The organism is Gimesia aquarii (assembly GCF_007748195.1).
Taxonomy (GTDB): Bacteria; Planctomycetota; Planctomycetia; order Planctomycetales; family Planctomycetaceae; genus Gimesia; species Gimesia aquarii.
This window is the reverse complement of sequence record NZ_CP037920.1, coordinates 1274146-1291028: the sequence shown is the minus strand read 5'-3', so window position 1 is coordinate 1291028 and position 16883 is coordinate 1274146. Positions and strand designations below refer to the sequence as shown.

The 16883-nt window shown below is 46.3% G+C and carries 9 protein-coding genes; 3 read left to right on the top strand and 6 right to left on the bottom strand.

What is annotated here, in order from left to right; genetic code table 11:
- Positions 1-41: 41 nt before the first annotated feature.
- Positions 42-1493, bottom strand: a complete 1452-nt coding sequence (locus tag V144x_RS05325) for a DUF1501 domain-containing protein (RefSeq protein WP_144982464.1) — start codon at positions 1491-1493, stop codon at positions 42-44.
- Between the two features lie 5 nt (positions 1494-1498).
- Complete coding sequence (locus V144x_RS05320) at positions 1499-4882, bottom strand: PSD1 and planctomycete cytochrome C domain-containing protein (RefSeq protein WP_144982462.1); 3384 nt, start codon at positions 4880-4882, stop codon at positions 1499-1501.
- A gap of 427 nt (positions 4883-5309) precedes the next feature.
- Here V144x_RS05320 and V144x_RS05315 point away from each other — a divergent pair, with 427 nt between their 5' ends.
- Positions 5310-6617, top strand: coding sequence for a Gfo/Idh/MocA family protein (locus tag V144x_RS05315; protein WP_144982459.1), 1308 nt, complete (start codon positions 5310-5312; stop codon positions 6615-6617).
- A gap of 93 nt (positions 6618-6710) precedes the next feature.
- Here V144x_RS05315 and V144x_RS05310 read toward each other — a convergent pair whose 3' ends face one another.
- Positions 6711-7070 carry a virulence factor gene (locus V144x_RS05310; RefSeq protein WP_144982456.1) on the bottom strand — a complete coding sequence of 120 codons (360 nt, stop codon included), beginning with the start codon at positions 7068-7070 and terminating at the stop codon, positions 6711-6713.
- A 499-nt stretch (positions 7071-7569) separates the two neighbouring features.
- Positions 7570-8526: a mannonate dehydratase gene (locus V144x_RS05305; RefSeq protein ID WP_144982453.1), complete on the bottom strand. Its 957-nt coding sequence runs from the start codon at positions 8524-8526 to the stop codon at positions 7570-7572.
- A gap of 292 nt (positions 8527-8818) precedes the next feature.
- Between V144x_RS05305 and rfbA the strand changes: the two genes are divergently transcribed.
- Entirely contained in the window at positions 8819-9700 is an 882-nt protein-coding gene (rfbA, locus tag V144x_RS05300; RefSeq protein WP_144982450.1) for a glucose-1-phosphate thymidylyltransferase RfbA, read from the top strand.
- A gap of 72 nt (positions 9701-9772) precedes the next feature.
- Here the strand turns inward: rfbA and V144x_RS05295 are convergent, their stop codons facing one another.
- Complete coding sequence (locus V144x_RS05295) at positions 9773-11116, bottom strand: DUF1552 domain-containing protein (RefSeq protein WP_144982447.1); 1344 nt, start codon at positions 11114-11116, stop codon at positions 9773-9775.
- A gap of 38 nt (positions 11117-11154) precedes the next feature.
- Entirely contained in the window at positions 11155-13743 is a 2589-nt protein-coding gene (locus V144x_RS05290) for a DUF1592 domain-containing protein (protein WP_144982444.1), read from the bottom strand.
- A gap of 532 nt (positions 13744-14275) precedes the next feature.
- Here V144x_RS05290 and V144x_RS05285 point away from each other — a divergent pair.
- Positions 14276-16831 carry a tetratricopeptide repeat protein gene (locus V144x_RS05285; protein WP_197998769.1) on the top strand — a complete coding sequence of 852 codons (2556 nt, stop codon included), beginning with the start codon at positions 14276-14278 and terminating at the stop codon, positions 16829-16831.
- Positions 16832-16883: the final 52 nt, after the last annotated feature.

Here is a 16883-nt window from a genome sequence, read left to right as displayed (position 1 = left end):
GCGATTTCATTTTGAATTGTTAAGCTAGCACTCCGGAAAACTCAGTTTAAGATCTCTTTGATGATATGACCGTGCACATCAGTGAGACGGTGGTCTCTGCCGCCGTGACGGAAAGTGAGGTCTTCGTGATTGATGCCCAGTTGGTGAAGAATGGTCGCGTGAATATCATGGATTGTTAGTGGATGTTCAACAACGGCATTACCAAACTCATCGGTTTTGCCAAAGGTCATGCCTCCTTTAAAGCCGCCACCTGCCATGAAGATACTGTAGCCGTTCACATGATGATCACGACCGCAGGTCGGCGTGACTTTGGGAGTATGTGGCGTACGACCCATTTCTCCCGCCCAGACCACCAGTGTTTCGTCGAGCAGTCCGCGTAATTTTAAATCACTGATCAAGGCCGCCACCGATTGCTCAGTGATGCGGGCATTTTTTTCATGGTTCTGTTTTAGTAAACCGTGCTGATCCCAGGGAGAATTATTACTGTCGAAGCTGGGACAGGTGATCTCGACAAATCGTACTCCCGCTTCAACCAACCGCCGTGCACGCAGAGCTTGCGTGGCATAGTAATGTTGATGTTCGTCTTTGGAATCAACACCATAGGCTCGCTGAATATGCTGAGGTTCATTGCTGATATCTGAGACTTCCGGCACGAGTGTCTGCATGCGAAAGGCTGTTTCATAATTCGCAATCGCACTTTCAATGGGAGAGGGCGACGATGCCTGTTGCGCAAATTGGGCATCCTGCTTTGCTAACAATGCCAGTTTACGCCGTTGCATTGATAGCGAGTCGCTGGGCTTAATGTTGTCCACTGGAACGCCCTTCGCACGCACCATCGTAGCCTGATGAGTGGCCGGCAAGAATGAACTTCCAAAGTTTTCCAGACCGCCGTTGGGAACCCAGTCATTATTCAATACTACATACGCCGGGAGATTTTTATTTTCGGTTCCCAGACCGTAGGAGACCCAGGCCCCCATACTAGGTGCCTGCCCGATGATGCGTCCTGTATGCAGTAAGAGATTTTGCTGACCATGTAAAGGTAGCTCGCCCACCATTGAGTGCACAACACACAATTCATCGGCCACGGATGCCAGCTTCGGGAAAAGATCACTCACCCAGAGGCCACTTTCGCCGCGTTGACGGAAGTTCCAGGGACTACCCAGCCAGACACGACCGGCGCTGGATTGCGAGCGTTTGGAAACCGCGCCCTTGCCAATGGGTTTCCCTTCGTGCGCTTTGAGCGCTGGCTTGAGGTCAAACGTATCCACGTGACTTGGACCACCGTCCATAAAACAAAAGATAATATTTTTTACTTTGGGAGCGTGATGAGGTTTGATTTCCTTTACCGTTGGATTGGCCTCTAACTGCTCTCCCAGTAAACCAGCTAATGCCAGCCAACCAAAACCGGCAGAAGTATTCCTGAGAAAAGTGCGTCGATTCGAAACAGGAAAACACCCCGGACAAAAAGCAGAATTGTGAGATTGGAATTTCATTTCATCTACCGGTAATAAATAAATTCTTTTGTATTAAAGAGCGCATGCGCTACGTGATTCCATAAACTCTGGTTCGCCAGCAAGCTGCGAGGATCCATAGTTCCCCCTAATTCCTGCACTAAACCTGTCCAGCGATTGAGTTCACTCTGATCTGGTTCTCGCCCATAGGCCTCTAAGAACATTTGCTTGATGCGTGGTGCCACCGATTTCTGCTGTTGTTTCAGTAGTTTTGCAGCCCATTCCTGAGATTGTGCCTTCACAAAGGGATCATTCATTAAGATCAAGGCCTGATTCGGGACATTCGTAACATCCCTTTTTCCTGTAGGAAGTTTTAAATCGGGAAGATTAAAACCAACCAGGAACTTAGGCGGGTCCATAATCGACATACGTAAATAAATCGAACGCCGTCCATTTCCATCAAGGGGCCCATTGAATAAACGTTTGGCAGGATCAGCTTTGGAGCGCGGCGGATCAATGGGTGGGCCATAGAGTCGACGATCAAGTTGCCCCGAAACCATCAAGAGCGTGTCCCGGATGGCTTCAGCTTCAAGACGTCGAGTAGGGTAGTGATGCCACAATCGATTGTCGGCATCAAGACGCTTCGCGGCCTCGGTGACCTGTCCTGATTGCCGAAAGGCACGACTCAGAATCATTCGACGGATTAAGCGTTTTGTTGACCAGCCGTCGGCAATAAACTCTCGTGCCAGGTAGTCCAGTAATTCGGGATGCGTTGGCTGCGCCCCCAAATGACCAAAATCATTTGGCGTTCTAACCAGCCCGTTCCCAAAGATCCACTGCCAGACCCGGTTGACGTAGACACGCGCCGTCAAAGGATGCTGAGGACTGATAAGAAATTCGGCAAGCTCCCTTCGACCACTGCCCGGACTTTGTTTGACATTGTGTTGACCCGCGAAGACTTCCAGAAAATCCCGTGAGACCATCGGCCCCGGTTCGTCGACACTGCCTCTGATATTCAAAGGATAATTCACTGGCGATAAGCCTCGCTCGTCCATACTGTTAGCGGTATGTGCAAATGGTAATTGCTGCTCTACACGACGGTACTCGGAAACCAACTTCGCCAGATGAGCATTTTTATCGATCCTGTTTTCGAGTAACTGTTTCTCCCTTAACCAATTGACCAGCTTTACATCTTCCAGACTGGCTCTATCTTCCGACCAGCGCTGGACTGCCGCTGAGAACCAGATGCCGATATGCTGGCAAACCTCGTCACTGTTTTGAGGAGTCGACATTTGATACAGAGACTCAAAGCGTTTTAGCTCATCAGCGGGCGTTCCCAATGCTTCGTGCGAGATAATCTTTGTTACACTGAACCAGCTGCGTTTCTGAAACCCAGGATCTGCCGGGGGAAGGACCTTACTTCCTGCCCGCGCTTTACCTGTCCGTGGCGGGAAATTGGGGTTCAGATCACTGGTCGCGATTTCAAAAGTAAGGCGTTGCACTCCGTTGGCGAGAGGTCGGTCTGCAAACGTCTGCCACCGCGGTTGCGTCCGATTCAGAAAAATAACATTCTCAGTTTGAAAGGCATTATCAGGAACTCTTATAAAACCGCTCCATTCTCCACCCGCCAGTTCCAGACTGACAATTTTTCCCGGAATGTCACGTTCTGACGGTGGCCTGATGGCACCTGGTAATTTGGAAGAAATCGCATGCGTATGATACCCACGGGGCAATAAATGCTGGATCACGTTTTTCCCCTCCAGCGAAATCAAGGGAGTTCCATTGGCGACATAACCATGATGCATCCCAGCTCCTTCGCTCTGCCAACCAGGGGGAAGTTGAGGTTTTTCAAAACTGCTCAGAACTTGAAACCGTTTCTGATTCTGACGCTGATGTGTTTCACTGGCTGTTTTCCATTCTGTCAAAAGCTGCTGCCAGGTCGTTGCCAGTTCTGATTGTTTCGATAATGAAAGCAACCGTTGCGCAGGATATGCGATGTCTCCCAGTTTGAGTTTTGGTGTTTTTTTCCCATCGACTGACGTCAGTCCTAACGCGGCACGCCAGTCCGAAGACCGCCTCTTGCTTTCTTTTTCACTCATTGCTTTCGAAAGTTCATCTGTAAAATGAGCCGCCTGTTCCTGCCAACGCTGTTTTAATGCGCGATGAATTTCACTGCGCAATTGCTTGAGTTTCGCAATTTTTGCCTTGTTCTTTCCGGGCGCATCGATAACCCGGGCTGTCCAGCGGGGTGTCATGAAAACCGCAGCCAATGCGTAATAATCTCGCTGCGAGATCGCATCCAGTTTGTGGTCGTGACAGCGGGCACAAGCGACCGTATTGGCCAGGAATGCTTTGGAGAAGGCATCGACCTTATTGTTAATCATCTCCTGATGAATACCATTAAAATTCAGACTGTCGCCGTGACGATGCTCTCCCATATGATAGAACATAGGACCGATCATGCTTTCATGAAAACCGCTGTCCTCATCAATACGAGGCTGTTTTAGCAAGTCCCCGGCGATCTGTTCACGGACCAGTTGGTCGTAACCGATATCCTGGTTAAATGCGCGAATCAGATAATCGCGATACTCCCACGAGCCTTTGGCCGGATTATCCCATTCGTAGCCATAGGTGTCGGTGTAACGAACCACGTCCATCCAGTGCCGCGCAAACCGTTCCCCAAAGTGAGGTGAAGCCAGTAGTTTTTCAATCAGCTTTTCATAGGCGGCTTCAGAATCACGTGCTGCGTCTGCCACATATTTTCGTACCTGTTCCGGATCGGGAGGTAATCCCGTGAGCACAAAGGCCAGTCGACGGGCTAAGGTACGCGGCTTTGCCCCAGGCGCCGGTTGGAGACCGGCTTTTTGCATTCCTGTGAAAAGGAACCGATCAATGGGCCGATGAGACCATTGATTTTTTTCGGGAAGCGGTGGCTTCACATTCTTCAATGGTTGCAGGCTCCACCATTTGCGGCGTTTCTCAAAAATGGCTTTCCAAGAGAGGGAAGCCGCCTCTTCGAGAGTGGGAGGCTTATCGCGAGAGTCGGGAGCTCCCAGTTCGACCCACTTCACAAAATCCGCAATCACATCATCAGGCAGTTTCTTACCCGGGGGCATTTCAAATGATTCGTGCTTCAACGCATCGAGCAAGAGACTCTCACTGACTTTGTGAGGAACTACGGCTGCCCCTGATTCTCCACCTGACCGAATCGCATCACGACTGTCGACTCGCAAACCACCTTTGAACTCGGTTGTCGCCGCGGAATGGCATTCGTAACAATGTTCAATGAGAACCGGGCGAATTTTATTTTCAAAGAGTTCTAAGCCGGGCCGTGGTTTCTCAGCCAAAAGATCGCTAACCGGGAATACATTCTGAATGAGAGAGCAGACACAGACTGCAATCCACAGATTCAAACGGCAGGCCGGAAACATGGGGTCTTCTCCGGTACATCATCGGGGCAGGAAATGAAACAGAGTTGCTGATGAGAGTTTCAGAATTGACTCCGTTTACAATCACATTGAAGTTTGTTTATGGATCATTATCGTATTTGAAAGAACCTGATAATTCAACAAGAAATGTGATTTTCATCGCTCCCTTTGACCGACAAATCGCCATTGATGGCTGGTTTTTCGAGCAAATAACAATCTCTGAACAACACCATTGTTTTCCTACAAATGGCTCGATTTGCGTTTGGGGATGCGATATATTAAGAAAAGTTTATATATTTGAGATGAATTCCCCCACCTTAGTTGTGCAACCAAAATGATGGAAACTCAATTCCATTCAGCACTGCATGCTAACCAAGTTTTTAATGAATGATTCCTAGAGCATCCTGAAATACCCCTAAGGAGAATTTTGATGTCAAATTCTGTCGACCGTCGTGAGTTTCTCAAAAAAGCGTTGATCGCAGGAACCGCTGTGCCCGCATTAACGACCTCTTTGCCGTTTGCTGCTGCTGAAAATGAAACGAAAAAGAAAGGACCTAATGAAAAATTGAATCTGGCAACCATTGGAGTCGCTGCCCGCGCGTATTCCAATATTAAAGGGACAAAATCAGAAAATTTTGTGGCCTTATGCGACATTGATTCAAAACGTCTCGAAAAAGCGGCTCAAGAGTTTCCTCATGCAGATACCTATGATGACTATCGGAAAGTCTTCGATCGAAACGATCTGGATGCCGTGTTGGTGAGCACGCCCGATCATATGCACGCTCCGGCTGTCGCAGCGGCTCTGCGAAAAGGCTTGCCCGTCTATTGTGAAAAACCACTAACGCACTCTGTGTATGAAGCACGTGTGCTGACCGACCTGGCTGCCAAAGCTGGTGTTGCGACTCAGATGGGGAATCAGATTCATGCCACAGATAACTACCGTACGGTAGTTGAAACAGTGCAGTCTGGTGTGATCGGCCCTGTTCGACGGGTGCATGTCTGGTTGGGCGGTGGAGTTCGTATTGAAGGCAAGAGGGCAAAGGAAAATCATCCTCCCGCGCACGTCAACTATGATCAATGGATCGGCCCCGCTCCTTTCCGTCCGTATGATCCTTCTCACTTCCATTTCAATTGGCGTTACTGGTGGGATTTTGGAAATGGCCAGTTAGGTGACTTTGGTTGTCATTATATGGACCTTCCCTTCTGGGCATTGAAACTGAAATATCCCAAAACAGTGGTTGCCGTCGGTCAGAAGGGACATGCTGGCGAGAATGATTGCCCCAGTCAGATGCGTGTTGATTACGAATTCGGAGCGCGCGAGGACCTGCCGCCCGTGCATATGACCTGGTACCACGGTGGCTGGAAGCCCAAAGGGGCAGAAGTTTATGAAAAAGGGAGTGCCGTTTTGTTTGAAGGTGACGATGGTCGCTTACTGGCTGATTACGGTACAAATAAATTGTTTATGGAAGCCGGCAAAGATGCGAATCCTGTTAAACCGTTCCTGACGCGACCCAAAAGCCACCACATTGAATGGCTGGACGCGATCAGAAATGGAACACCGACAGGCAGTAACTTTGGATACGCCGGTCCTCTCACCGAAACAGTGCTCCTGGGCAATGTCTCTTATCGAGTAGGACAAAAGAAACTCGAATGGGACGCAAAAAACCTCAAAGTGACCAACGTTCCTGAAGCGGCTCAGTACGTCAAACGCGAATACCGTAAAGGCTGGACTCTCTAAAAGAACATTAGAGAAAGTTGCTTCTCGACAAATAAAAACAGCCTGCTGAACTCTGTCTGTTAGATTCAGCAGGCTGTTTCTGTTTCGGATTCATTACCGATATCTGACGACAGATCGATAATAGGGGGAAAACAGTCCTGGTCCCCGTGTTTTATAAACGACCCTGCGAGGAGAATAATAATAGGGTGTCACTGGAGCATAGTAGGTTGTGACTGGCTGCACAACGACAGGTGCTGGCTGATAGTAAACCGGAGTCACTACAGGGGCAGGCACATAGGCTGGTGCGTAATACATCGTTGTGGTTACGGGAGCAGGCACGGCATAAACTGGTGCAGGCCCCACATAAGGAAATGGAGCACGGTAGACTACGCGGCCTCCTGCTTCGGAAACATTGGTCATCAGGAGCAGGCTAGCGACAACGGCTACCCCGGCTAACATTATTCGGATACGCATGAAACAGACTCCTTAAGAGAGGGAAATCGATTTGGGTAAAAGAGAGTCAAAGACCCTCTTCAGTCCAACTCAACCTCAAGTAACACATCCTGCTCAATGATCAGCGCGGCGCTGATTTCGACTTCCCTGCGAGTCACCAGTTACAATATTCACTTGGGTAAGTTGTACCGATAATAACGATTATACAAGGAATATGCCCTACTTCTACCAGCTAGTTCAAGTTTTTTAGCCTGTCTCCAGGTTTATTGTAGCGTCTGCAGGACTGTTTGGACCTGATATCATCGCTTTGAAGCCGCAATGATTGAGTTTGATGAGCTATAGTAGTCTGAAGCCAAAATGCCAGGGTCCTTTGAATCAAGTCCATTATGTTGGCTCCACTCTGACTAAAATTGATTTGATCCAGAAACAAATCAACAAGTCATCATGAATGCTCAGTTCAAGATGTCCTAGAGGGGTTGGAACCTCTCTTTTGCTCATTCTCTTCGGATCGTTTGACATCTCATTCATGACTGGCGGCTTGCATGAGCCCCTGCATAAATCCAAAAGCATGTAACCGACCCAACATGGTATAACCAGGCTCTCCTGCTACTTCTCCCACAAGCTGAGGAACATGGTCTGGGCGAATAGGCCCTTTAAAACCAATTTTCCGATACGCTTTGATTGCAGCGTACATATCGGTTGCCCCATTATCGTGAAACGTTTCTACAAAATGTTCGCGCGTGCCTTTGATATCACGGAAGTGTACATATTTAATATGCTGTCCCAATTGATGAATCGTTGCCGGGATATCAACACCCATTTCAGCAAAGGTTCCCTGGCAAAAACAGATCGCATTCGCTGGACTAGGCACAAGTTTGACCAGCTTTTCAAAACTCTCCACAGAGTTCATGATTCGTGCTTTTCCCATAAAGGTATCGAGAGGTGGATCATCGGGGTGCATCGCCAACGTCACATCACACTTTTCTGCTACGGGAACCAATTCATTAAGGAACCGTTCCAGATTTACCCAAAGTTGCTCACTTGAAATCGTCGTGGAATCTTGCTGCAGAGTGGTTTCAGAAAGGGATACGGCCTGTTCTGCCTGATCGACATCAAATCGAGTCACTAAAGCACCACCCCGTTCGCGTTCATCCAGTTTCGTACGTACCCAATCGGTTCCTGCCATGAAGTTATAACAGAGGAACGGGATGCCGACCCTGTTCATATTCTGTAGCAATTGTTTCATTTCAAGAATCTCTGCATCGAAATGCTGATTTCCCAGCTTAATGTTTTCGATTGGAAGATTTCCTTCGATCGCTGCTATCTCCAAACCAAATATTTGTGCCTGTTTTTTGATGGATTCCAGCCGATCTTGGTCCTCTCCCGGATATCGAATCGTGACGTGAGTCACTCCAATCTGAGAGAGTAATTGCAGGTTTTCATCTGTGAACGGAGTGACAACAGAAGTCAGTTGCATATTCTTTCCAGTTCAAATGAGATTTGGTAATGTATTCTACTTTCGAGCCTAACACTGATCATTTTCCCCTTGATGATACGAACGTGGCATCAAGAAGACGAGAAAATATCAGACTCACTTTGATTTTCTCTAGTAATTTCATAAAAAGCAGTCACGATCCATTATAATTTCAAAATGCAGTCTTTTTTTGCTGCTAGAGTTCTTTCGAGACGGTTCTATTAATGTCATACGAATCACCAACTTCCCCATTATCATCATTCTCGTAACGGTTACAAAACTTCAGGAAAACATAATGTCGAGAAAAGGTATTATTTTAGCAGGTGGTTCGGGTTCACGCCTGCATCCGGTCACAAAAGTTGTTTCGAAACAACTACTGCCGATTTATGATAAACCAATGATTTATTATCCGCTATCATCGTTGATGCTCGCCGGAATCAAAGAAATTTTGATCATTTCGACCCCTCATGATCTTCCCCTGTTTCAAGACCTGCTGGAAAGCGGAGATCAATGGGGAATCAAATTTGAGTATGCGGTTCAACCTTCTCCCGATGGCCTGGCTCAAGCGTTCTTGATTGGTGAAGAATTCATCGGTAATGATCCGGTTTGTTTGATCCTGGGTGATAATATTTTCTATGGCCATGGATTAACGGAAAGCTTACAAACGGCTTACAATCAAGAATCCGGAGCCACTGTTTTTGGTTATCAAGTCAATGATCCTGAACGTTTTGGTGTGGTTGAGTTTGATGATGAAAAACACGCGATTTCCATTGAAGAGAAGCCAGCAAAACCCAAATCGACTTACGCGGTCACAGGTCTTTACTTTTACGACAATGATGTGATTGAAATTGCGAAAGAAGTCAAACCTTCTGCTCGTGGTGAGCTTGAAATCACTACAGTCAATAATGTCTATTTAGAACGCGGAGATTTGAACGTGGAGCTTCTCGGACGAGGGCATGCCTGGTTTGATACGGGAACCCATGAGAGCCTTCAAGAAGCAAGTCACTTTTTTCAAACGGTAGAAAAACGACAGGGACTTAAGATTGCCTGTCTGGAAGAGATCTCATTTCAACAAGGCTGGATCTCGAAAGGGCAACTGGCAAAACAGGCTGAGCTAATGCGTAATACAAATTACGGCCAGTATCTCTTTAAGATCATAGATGGTCTTTCACTTTAAGAGCCACACTTACTAGAGCTGAACGCGACCTATGCCTCGACCATCACTTCAGTAGATTTTAATAAAGCGCAGTTAAACAAGGCCCGTTAATGTCGAAGATGAATCCTGAAACCCGGGAGCTTCCACTCCCATCGCCTGAATGATTGACAATAATAAGTTACTGAGTGGTGGATGCTTCTCAACATCAAATGCGAGGTGTTGCCCCTGTTTCAAACCTAGTTTGTGTCCGCCTGCAATCAGCGTCGGCAGGTTTTTGGGAGAATGTTCTCCTCCCTTTCCTGAGTTCATACCCGAACCATATAACACAATCGTGTGGTCGAGCATGTTGCCACTCTCCTCTGTGGTCGATTTAAGCATATCCATAAATCGTGCAAGCCTGGAGAGGTGAAAACGATCTATGACTGCTAATTTTTTCAACATACCGGCATCGCCCCCATGATGCGAAAGTTCGTGATGATTTTCACCTCCTCCACCAAAGCCTCCCGCTTCTCGTGACCATTCAAACGTGATGACACGCGTGGCGTCGGTCGCAAACGCCAGATAAGAAATTTCCAGCATCACATCGATCCACATCGGTCGATCATGCGCGTTGTGTGGTTGGCTTGCCAGTTGTAACCCTATAGGATCTACTTTTGGTTTGGGAACGTCAATCCATGATTCCAGACGTGTTACACGTTGCTCGGTTTCTCTGACGGAGTTTAGGTATTCATCTAATTTTTGTTGATCTTTCTTTCCCAGTTTTTTATTCAGAGTCGTTGCATCCTGCAGCACACTGTCAAGAATCGACTTTCTTTCTGCATAGCGTTTTAATGTCGCTTGTTTTCCTGCTTTCGTTTCAGGTACAAACAACCGCTCAAACAGTCGTTGTGGGGAACTTTCAGCAGGAATGGGAGTACCACTGCGGTCAAATGAGAGAGTATGGCTATGCCCCGCACCTCCTGTACCCGAAGAATCAGAGATTTGCAGAGAAGGGAACCGTGTCTTTTTGCCATGATATTCGGCGACAATCTGATCGGCAGAAATCGTATTTGCATAGTCGCTTCCCGGAACTGCCGATAAATCTGCGCCCGTTAACCAGGTATCAGCCCCCGAGTGACCTCCTTTGGAAGCAGGATGTCCGATTCCGGAAACAACTGTAAAATCCTGTTGATGTGCTTTGAGCGCCGCAAGTGTCTTTGACAGTTGATATGACTTTCCTGTGGTTTGGGGAACCCACTCTAAAATATTCATGCCATTAGGAACATAACAGCAAATCATGCGGGGATGCTGACCGACCGAGCGATTCCAGGCTTTAAATGTCGAAGGTCGGGCCAAAGCAGAAGGAATCATTGCCTCCAGCATAGGCAAACTGAGACAGACACCAAGCCCTTTGAGCATGTGTCTGCGAGAGAGTGGTTGTTTCGGAAAGGAAGTCATCACAGCACCTCTATGGTTTGATCAACTGTGTTGTTATTTTATTTTGATTGAAACGGCTCTGAGAGCACAACAAATTTAATCAGTGATCTCAATGTATAATTGTTTTTCTTCATTTCTGTGACGGCCAGGTCAATGGTCGGATTATCGGCGATGCCCAATTCCCGCCCTAATGCATAAGTGAGCATTTTACCGCTGAGGCATTTCAGAAACAGCGTTTCCTGTTTCATCATGGAATTACGCAGACCATCCGCACCGGTGAACCGCGTTCCGTCTGGCATGCTGGCAGAAGCATCGATTTTCGGATCGTTGGGACCAATACGGCCTTTATAGCCAAATCCTTCCTGTACGCGCCATTCTCCAGCAGCATTAAAGTTTTCCAGTGCAAACCCAAGGGGATCGATTTTATTATGACAACGTGCACACTGAGGTAATTCCCGATGAATTTCTAATCGCTTTCGGACCGTCGCTTTATCGATACCGGGAACCTTTGGTGCAATGTCACCAACATTGGCGACGGGCAATCCGGGGTCGATACCCAGCAGATTTTTCATCACCCATGTCCCTCGTTTTACGGGTGAAGTCCGGGTCCCATTGGATGTGATTGTGAGAACAGAAGCCTGGGTCACAATCCCACCACGATGTACACCAGCGGGAACATCCACTTTTCTGAAATGGTCGCCTTTCACTGCCGAAATTCCATAAAAGCGAGCCAAACGTTCGTTAATGACCACGAAATCAGATTTCACCAGATTCATCACATTTAAGTCATTCTGCAAAATTTCTGCAAAGAACGCTTCAGATTCTTTGATCATTGAAATTTCCAGATGTCGATCATATCGGGGATATAAATCGGCCGCGGGTGGGTTGGCACCCACTTCACGTAACCCGAGCCATTGGCCGGCAAAATTTTTCGTTAAGGCGCCGGCTTTGGGATCGACCAACATGCGGTCAACTTGTTTCATGAGTTCCGATAACTGGCTTAATTTTCTATTTTTCGCGGCTTCCATGAGTTCTTCATCGGGCATACTGGACCAGATAAAGTATGACAGTCGTGAAGCGAGTTCATAGTCATCCAATTTTCGCGAGGTTGATTGACTACTGGAACGAATCGTTGTTATGCGAGGGGCTTCGGTAAGATAAAGAAAATGAGGTGAAACCAGAATCGCTGTCAAAGGAGTTTTGATGGCTTCTATAAAAGAAGAGGCATCCTTACGCACCTGACGAAACAGCTTTAGCTTGCTGTCAATCTCCTCTTGTGTAACGGGACGACGATAGGCGCGACTCATCATTCGGGAAATAATTTCCGTGGCAGCCTGACGCTCGTTATGTGGGTTCGCTTTAATACTACCCATAATCAGTTTATGACTGGGGGGAGGCCAGGACTCATAGTAGGGTCCTTCCAGTTCGATCCAGTCCACATAGAGTTCGGGACGCGCAAACTGGTCTCCCGTCTGCATCCAGAAATTTTCCAGAACACGGGGAATATCATAAGCATATTCAACGGTGATTCCCGCTTTTTGTGTCGAGAAAAATCCCTGGAACTCATAAATTTGAGGCTTAGAGAGCGGAGCATCAATGTCGAGTTCTGCCAGGACTTTGGGTTGTCCTCCCAGATGTTGGGTGAACTTCAAACGAGGAAACCCGTAGTCATACATCGAATCGGTTTGAAAATGTTTGAGATCTCGTTCAAACTGTTGTTTCGTCCATTTTGCTCCTCGAGGATTCTTACGGTTCTGCCGATCCATTCTGTGCTGAAGTGCCAGCTTGGCAGATGCGACGACGGCTGCTCTTGCCGGCACTTTGCCCGCTGCGCGAATTCGTATGATATAGTTACCCGCATGAGGCATACGAAAGTCCCGCGCATTCAGTTTTTTATCCCAATTAGCGTGATGGATCACTTTAAAACCATTTTCAACTTTGTTTTTCCCCCCATTCACAATCATTCGTTGCCCATCGTAGACAACTCGATTTCGATCGGAATCTCCTGAATCGGGTTGAATACGCCATTTCAAAGTCGGTGGTGCGTTTGTTTCAACCAGTGCTTTATCCAAAATCTTACGCGCGGCATCCAGATAAAGTTCCAGATGCAGCGGAGAAAGCGTCAAGGCCCCCCCGTTATTGTCAAAGCCTCCCGCTGGCGGATCCTGTGGGAAACCGGAGGTATCAAAATCCAGCCCGATCAAATCGCGAATCGTATTTCGATATTCGGCTCGATTCAGACGACGCAGCACAATCGCCGAATCGCGATTGGCCAACTCGGCTTTGACCATTTGACTGGTGATCCAGTCAACCACTTTTGCAACTTCTGTTGTCGTCGGCTTTCGTTCTCCATCAGGCGGCATTTCGTGCCCGTTGAGAACGTTCACGATCTCTCCCCATTTCCCTTTTGCAACAGGTTTTAAAAAATTGTTTTCGAGACTGGAATCCACACGAAATTCATTGTCCTCGATTCCTTTTCGATGGCACCTCAGACAATACCGCTTTAAAAAAGGGGCCACAGTTTTTTGATAACCAACAGAATCCGGACGCCAATTCTTAACTGATTGTCCCTGGGCGACATCGGCTAAACACACACTCAGAAACAAAGTGCTGCCAACATAAACCAATTGCTTAGAAAGCCACTTCATAAATGGATTCCAGGATGAAAAACAAACAAAAAAATCTGACCAATTTGTTGCAAATGCATAGAAAAACAGAGTTGTTATCAAGAACTCGTCATTTTATTGTCTTTTGCGACACGTTGATAACATTAATTTTGATATTATCAACAATCGTTAATAAGAACAGGCAAAGCAACCCTCACATTGACAGCCGACCAAATACTAAATACCAGATAGACAATCGACGTTTGATGGGAGCACTATTTTCATTCCACTCAGATGAATCCAAAGCCCATTTGTTCCCGAGGTTATCGTGGGGCAAATTCAATTGACACTGCGTCAATATGTTCATTTTGCGAAGCATAACTTCTTTATAACCTGCAAAACCGTATATCTCTGATTCAAGAATCGGATCATTGGCAAGAATCTAAGGAAAAAGCTTCGCGAGCGACTATAGTTCTCTTTTATGATCCATTCTTGAGAATCTACATCAAAATCGCTGATTTTAGACTCGTTTAAGCAACGAACCAAAACCACAGTCATTGAATCTGGAATGATCATGAACGAAGCTTTGCAATCAAACAATCATCATGCACGGACCTTGCTGATTGCAATTTTGATTTGTTTCGCCATTCTTACTGGTGCACGATTAAATCATATTTATCTTGTCTCTCCAGATAGTGGTGACTATATCTTAATGGCACGAGGGCTTAGTACCAGCTTCGAGTATCGCCAATTCGATTTTCCTGGAGAGCCTTATTTCACAGTGCGGCCTCCGGGAATGTCCCTCCTACTCATCCCGGCTGCTTTGATTGCCCCTTACAATGCAATCCTTGCTAAGGTGACAGTCATTTTCACCTCCATTATCATGCTGACTTTGCTTTATCTATTTATGTGTCAACTGCAGAATTTTGCAGGCGAAGCGTCTCCCAAACCAAAGCAATCTCTCCACTGGCCAGCCTTGTTTATCATTCTACTTCTAGCGACTAACCCTTATATTTTACTCTTTTCCACACTCATCATGAGTGAAATCCCTTTTATGGCTTTTACCATCGCCATTCTGTATCTCATTTCTCATGATGAAGAACAGGTCAACAAACGAAAGCTTGTTCTCTTAACCTGCTTATTAATGTTCCTCCCATTGATTCGTACAATTGGTGTTGCCTTAGTTCTGGCCCTGGGGATGTGGGCCATTGTGAAGCGGAAACGTTGGCCTTATCTGATAAGTGTAGTCTGTTCATTCGCAGCAACTGGCTTATGGATGCTGCGAAACAACTCTTTCAAATCTGATGTTTATTCTGCGGCAACAATGGGAGAAATGAAATCGATGGGTGTTCTCGGTACGTTTCTCTCCATGCTGAATCGATCACTCATTCACTTTGAAAGCTTGTGTCAAAAATTGTTTCCCAATATGCCAGGAGTGATCCCCAGTTATGAACGATTTGTGTTAGATGGCAATCATGTTTTACCAGGGCCTCAATTCATCTATTATCTTTGCAGCATCTTCATTATTTCGATCGCCATTTATGGTATGCTGAAATGCTGGAATCGAGGAGGTGCGGTCAGTTTTCTCTATGTGTGCATTACATTCGGTATTCTCTCTATATGGCCTTGGATGCAAGCGCGCTATATCTTCCCGCTGTTACCAGTCTTTCTGGCTTTTCTCCCCGTAGGATTTGTGTGTATTGTTAATCGTCTTTCTAAACAAAACGAAACAGCAAAAAAGGTCATGATGGGTCTCGTGGTGCTACTCGGGATCGGACTATTCGTCTCACAGGCTAAAACAGACTACAGTATGATTTACGCAAATCAGAAGCTCATTTTCCAAGGTGATGAATTTTATCAAACCGAATTCCCTTCAAATCACTACAGCGATTTTGTAACTGCGGGTAATTGGATCAAAAATAATACTGCTGCGAATGTACGAGTTCTCACACGCCGAAACGATGTTGCCACGACCGGCCATCGATTCCAGAAACAGATTCACTTTGAACAAAAAAGACCAAACGAGTTGCGTACAGCAATTCAAACATTCGCACCGCAATATCTGGTGAGCTTTGATAAAACAACAGTAGGCGCGTTCCCATGGCACTTACTGGATCATGATCTTGTCTACCGCCTGACTCCGGTTTACGAAAAAAAAGGAGTCGTAATCATTGAAATACAACCGAATTATGAAGGAACAATCCGTCATCAATACTGGCAGAAAGACGAACCAATGGACATTGCCAGGAAAGCGTTCGACAAATTTCCCAATCGACTTTCGTCACAGGTAAACTATCTTCAACAGTTACTGCAGGCGGAAAAATATGACGCAGCCATTTCATTTGTTAAGGAACTGCCCGAAGTTAGTGATGTCCGAATCGTCAATTTTCTGGGATGGGCTTATGTCGGTAAACGCCAATTTAAACAAGCTCTACAAGAGTTTACCAAAGCGACACGTATGCCAGGACAAAAATTAATTAGTCAATCTATCCGGCGTGGAATGATGCTCTCAGAAAAACGGCTGGCTGACAAAAATGGTTCTGGTGAATTAGCACCATCAGAAACTCCCAAGAACAATCTGCGAATTGCAGAAGAGTATTGGAAGCTGGCACACTTCGATAAGACACATGAATATACACAAAAAGTTTTAGATTCAGATAAAGCAAGCAAAGCAGAAATTGAAAAAGCGCATCTCTTAATGGCTCGACTTCATTTAATCAATGGGCGTACGGCACAGGCACTGGAAGAGCTAAATCGAATCCAATCCGCAGAGAATCAAGAGGTAAACAGATTACTCGATATGGTCAAACTCGAAAAAATGATTGCCTCTCTGTTTGAAAAAGGCCAACTGCTAGACCAGAGACAACTTGATTCCCTCTTTCAATTAGTTTCTATTTATCAAGCAGAGGGTGTGCCCGGAAAGGCACTGAAACTGTTGACTCAAGCACATGAATTGGCTCCCGATAATTTGGAGGTATTAAAGTTACTGGCAAAGTACCAGCTCTTCTACAACCAGGTCCCTGAAGCAGAAGCAAACTATCTCACGCTCCAAAAAACAATGCCAGAAGACCAAGAGATCAAGGATGCACTTACCAAAATTAAAACGCTCCAAAAAGCTCCTCGTTTCTAAGGGTTTTCTGTGTAAACTATGATGTAGCAGTTATTGATACTTTCTCATCCTT

Bases quoted from the DNA above. Each gene is read 5' to 3' on its own strand.
- V144x_RS05325 (WP_144982464.1), bottom strand. From the start codon at position 1,493: ATGAAATTCCAATCTCACAATTCTGCTTTTTGTCCGGGGTGTTTTCCT.
- V144x_RS05320 (WP_144982462.1), bottom strand. From the start codon at position 4,882: ATGTTTCCGGCCTGCCGTTTGAATCTGTGGATTGCAGTCTGTGTCTGC.
- V144x_RS05295 (WP_144982447.1), bottom strand. From the start codon at position 11,116: ATGACTTCCTTTCCGAAACAACCACTCTCTCGCAGACACATGCTCAAA.
- V144x_RS05285 (WP_197998769.1), top strand. From the start codon at position 14,276: ATGAACGAAGCTTTGCAATCAAACAATCATCATGCACGGACCTTGCTG.
- V144x_RS05315 (WP_144982459.1), top strand. From the start codon at position 5,310: ATGTCAAATTCTGTCGACCGTCGTGAGTTTCTCAAAAAAGCGTTGATC.
- V144x_RS05310 (WP_144982456.1), bottom strand. From the start codon at position 7,070: ATGCGTATCCGAATAATGTTAGCCGGGGTAGCCGTTGTCGCTAGCCTG.
- V144x_RS05305 (WP_144982453.1), bottom strand. From the start codon at position 8,526: ATGCAACTGACTTCTGTTGTCACTCCGTTCACAGATGAAAACCTGCAA.
- rfbA (WP_144982450.1), top strand. From the start codon at position 8,819: ATGTCGAGAAAAGGTATTATTTTAGCAGGTGGTTCGGGTTCACGCCTG.
- V144x_RS05290 (WP_144982444.1), bottom strand. From the start codon at position 13,743: ATGAAGTGGCTTTCTAAGCAATTGGTTTATGTTGGCAGCACTTTGTTT.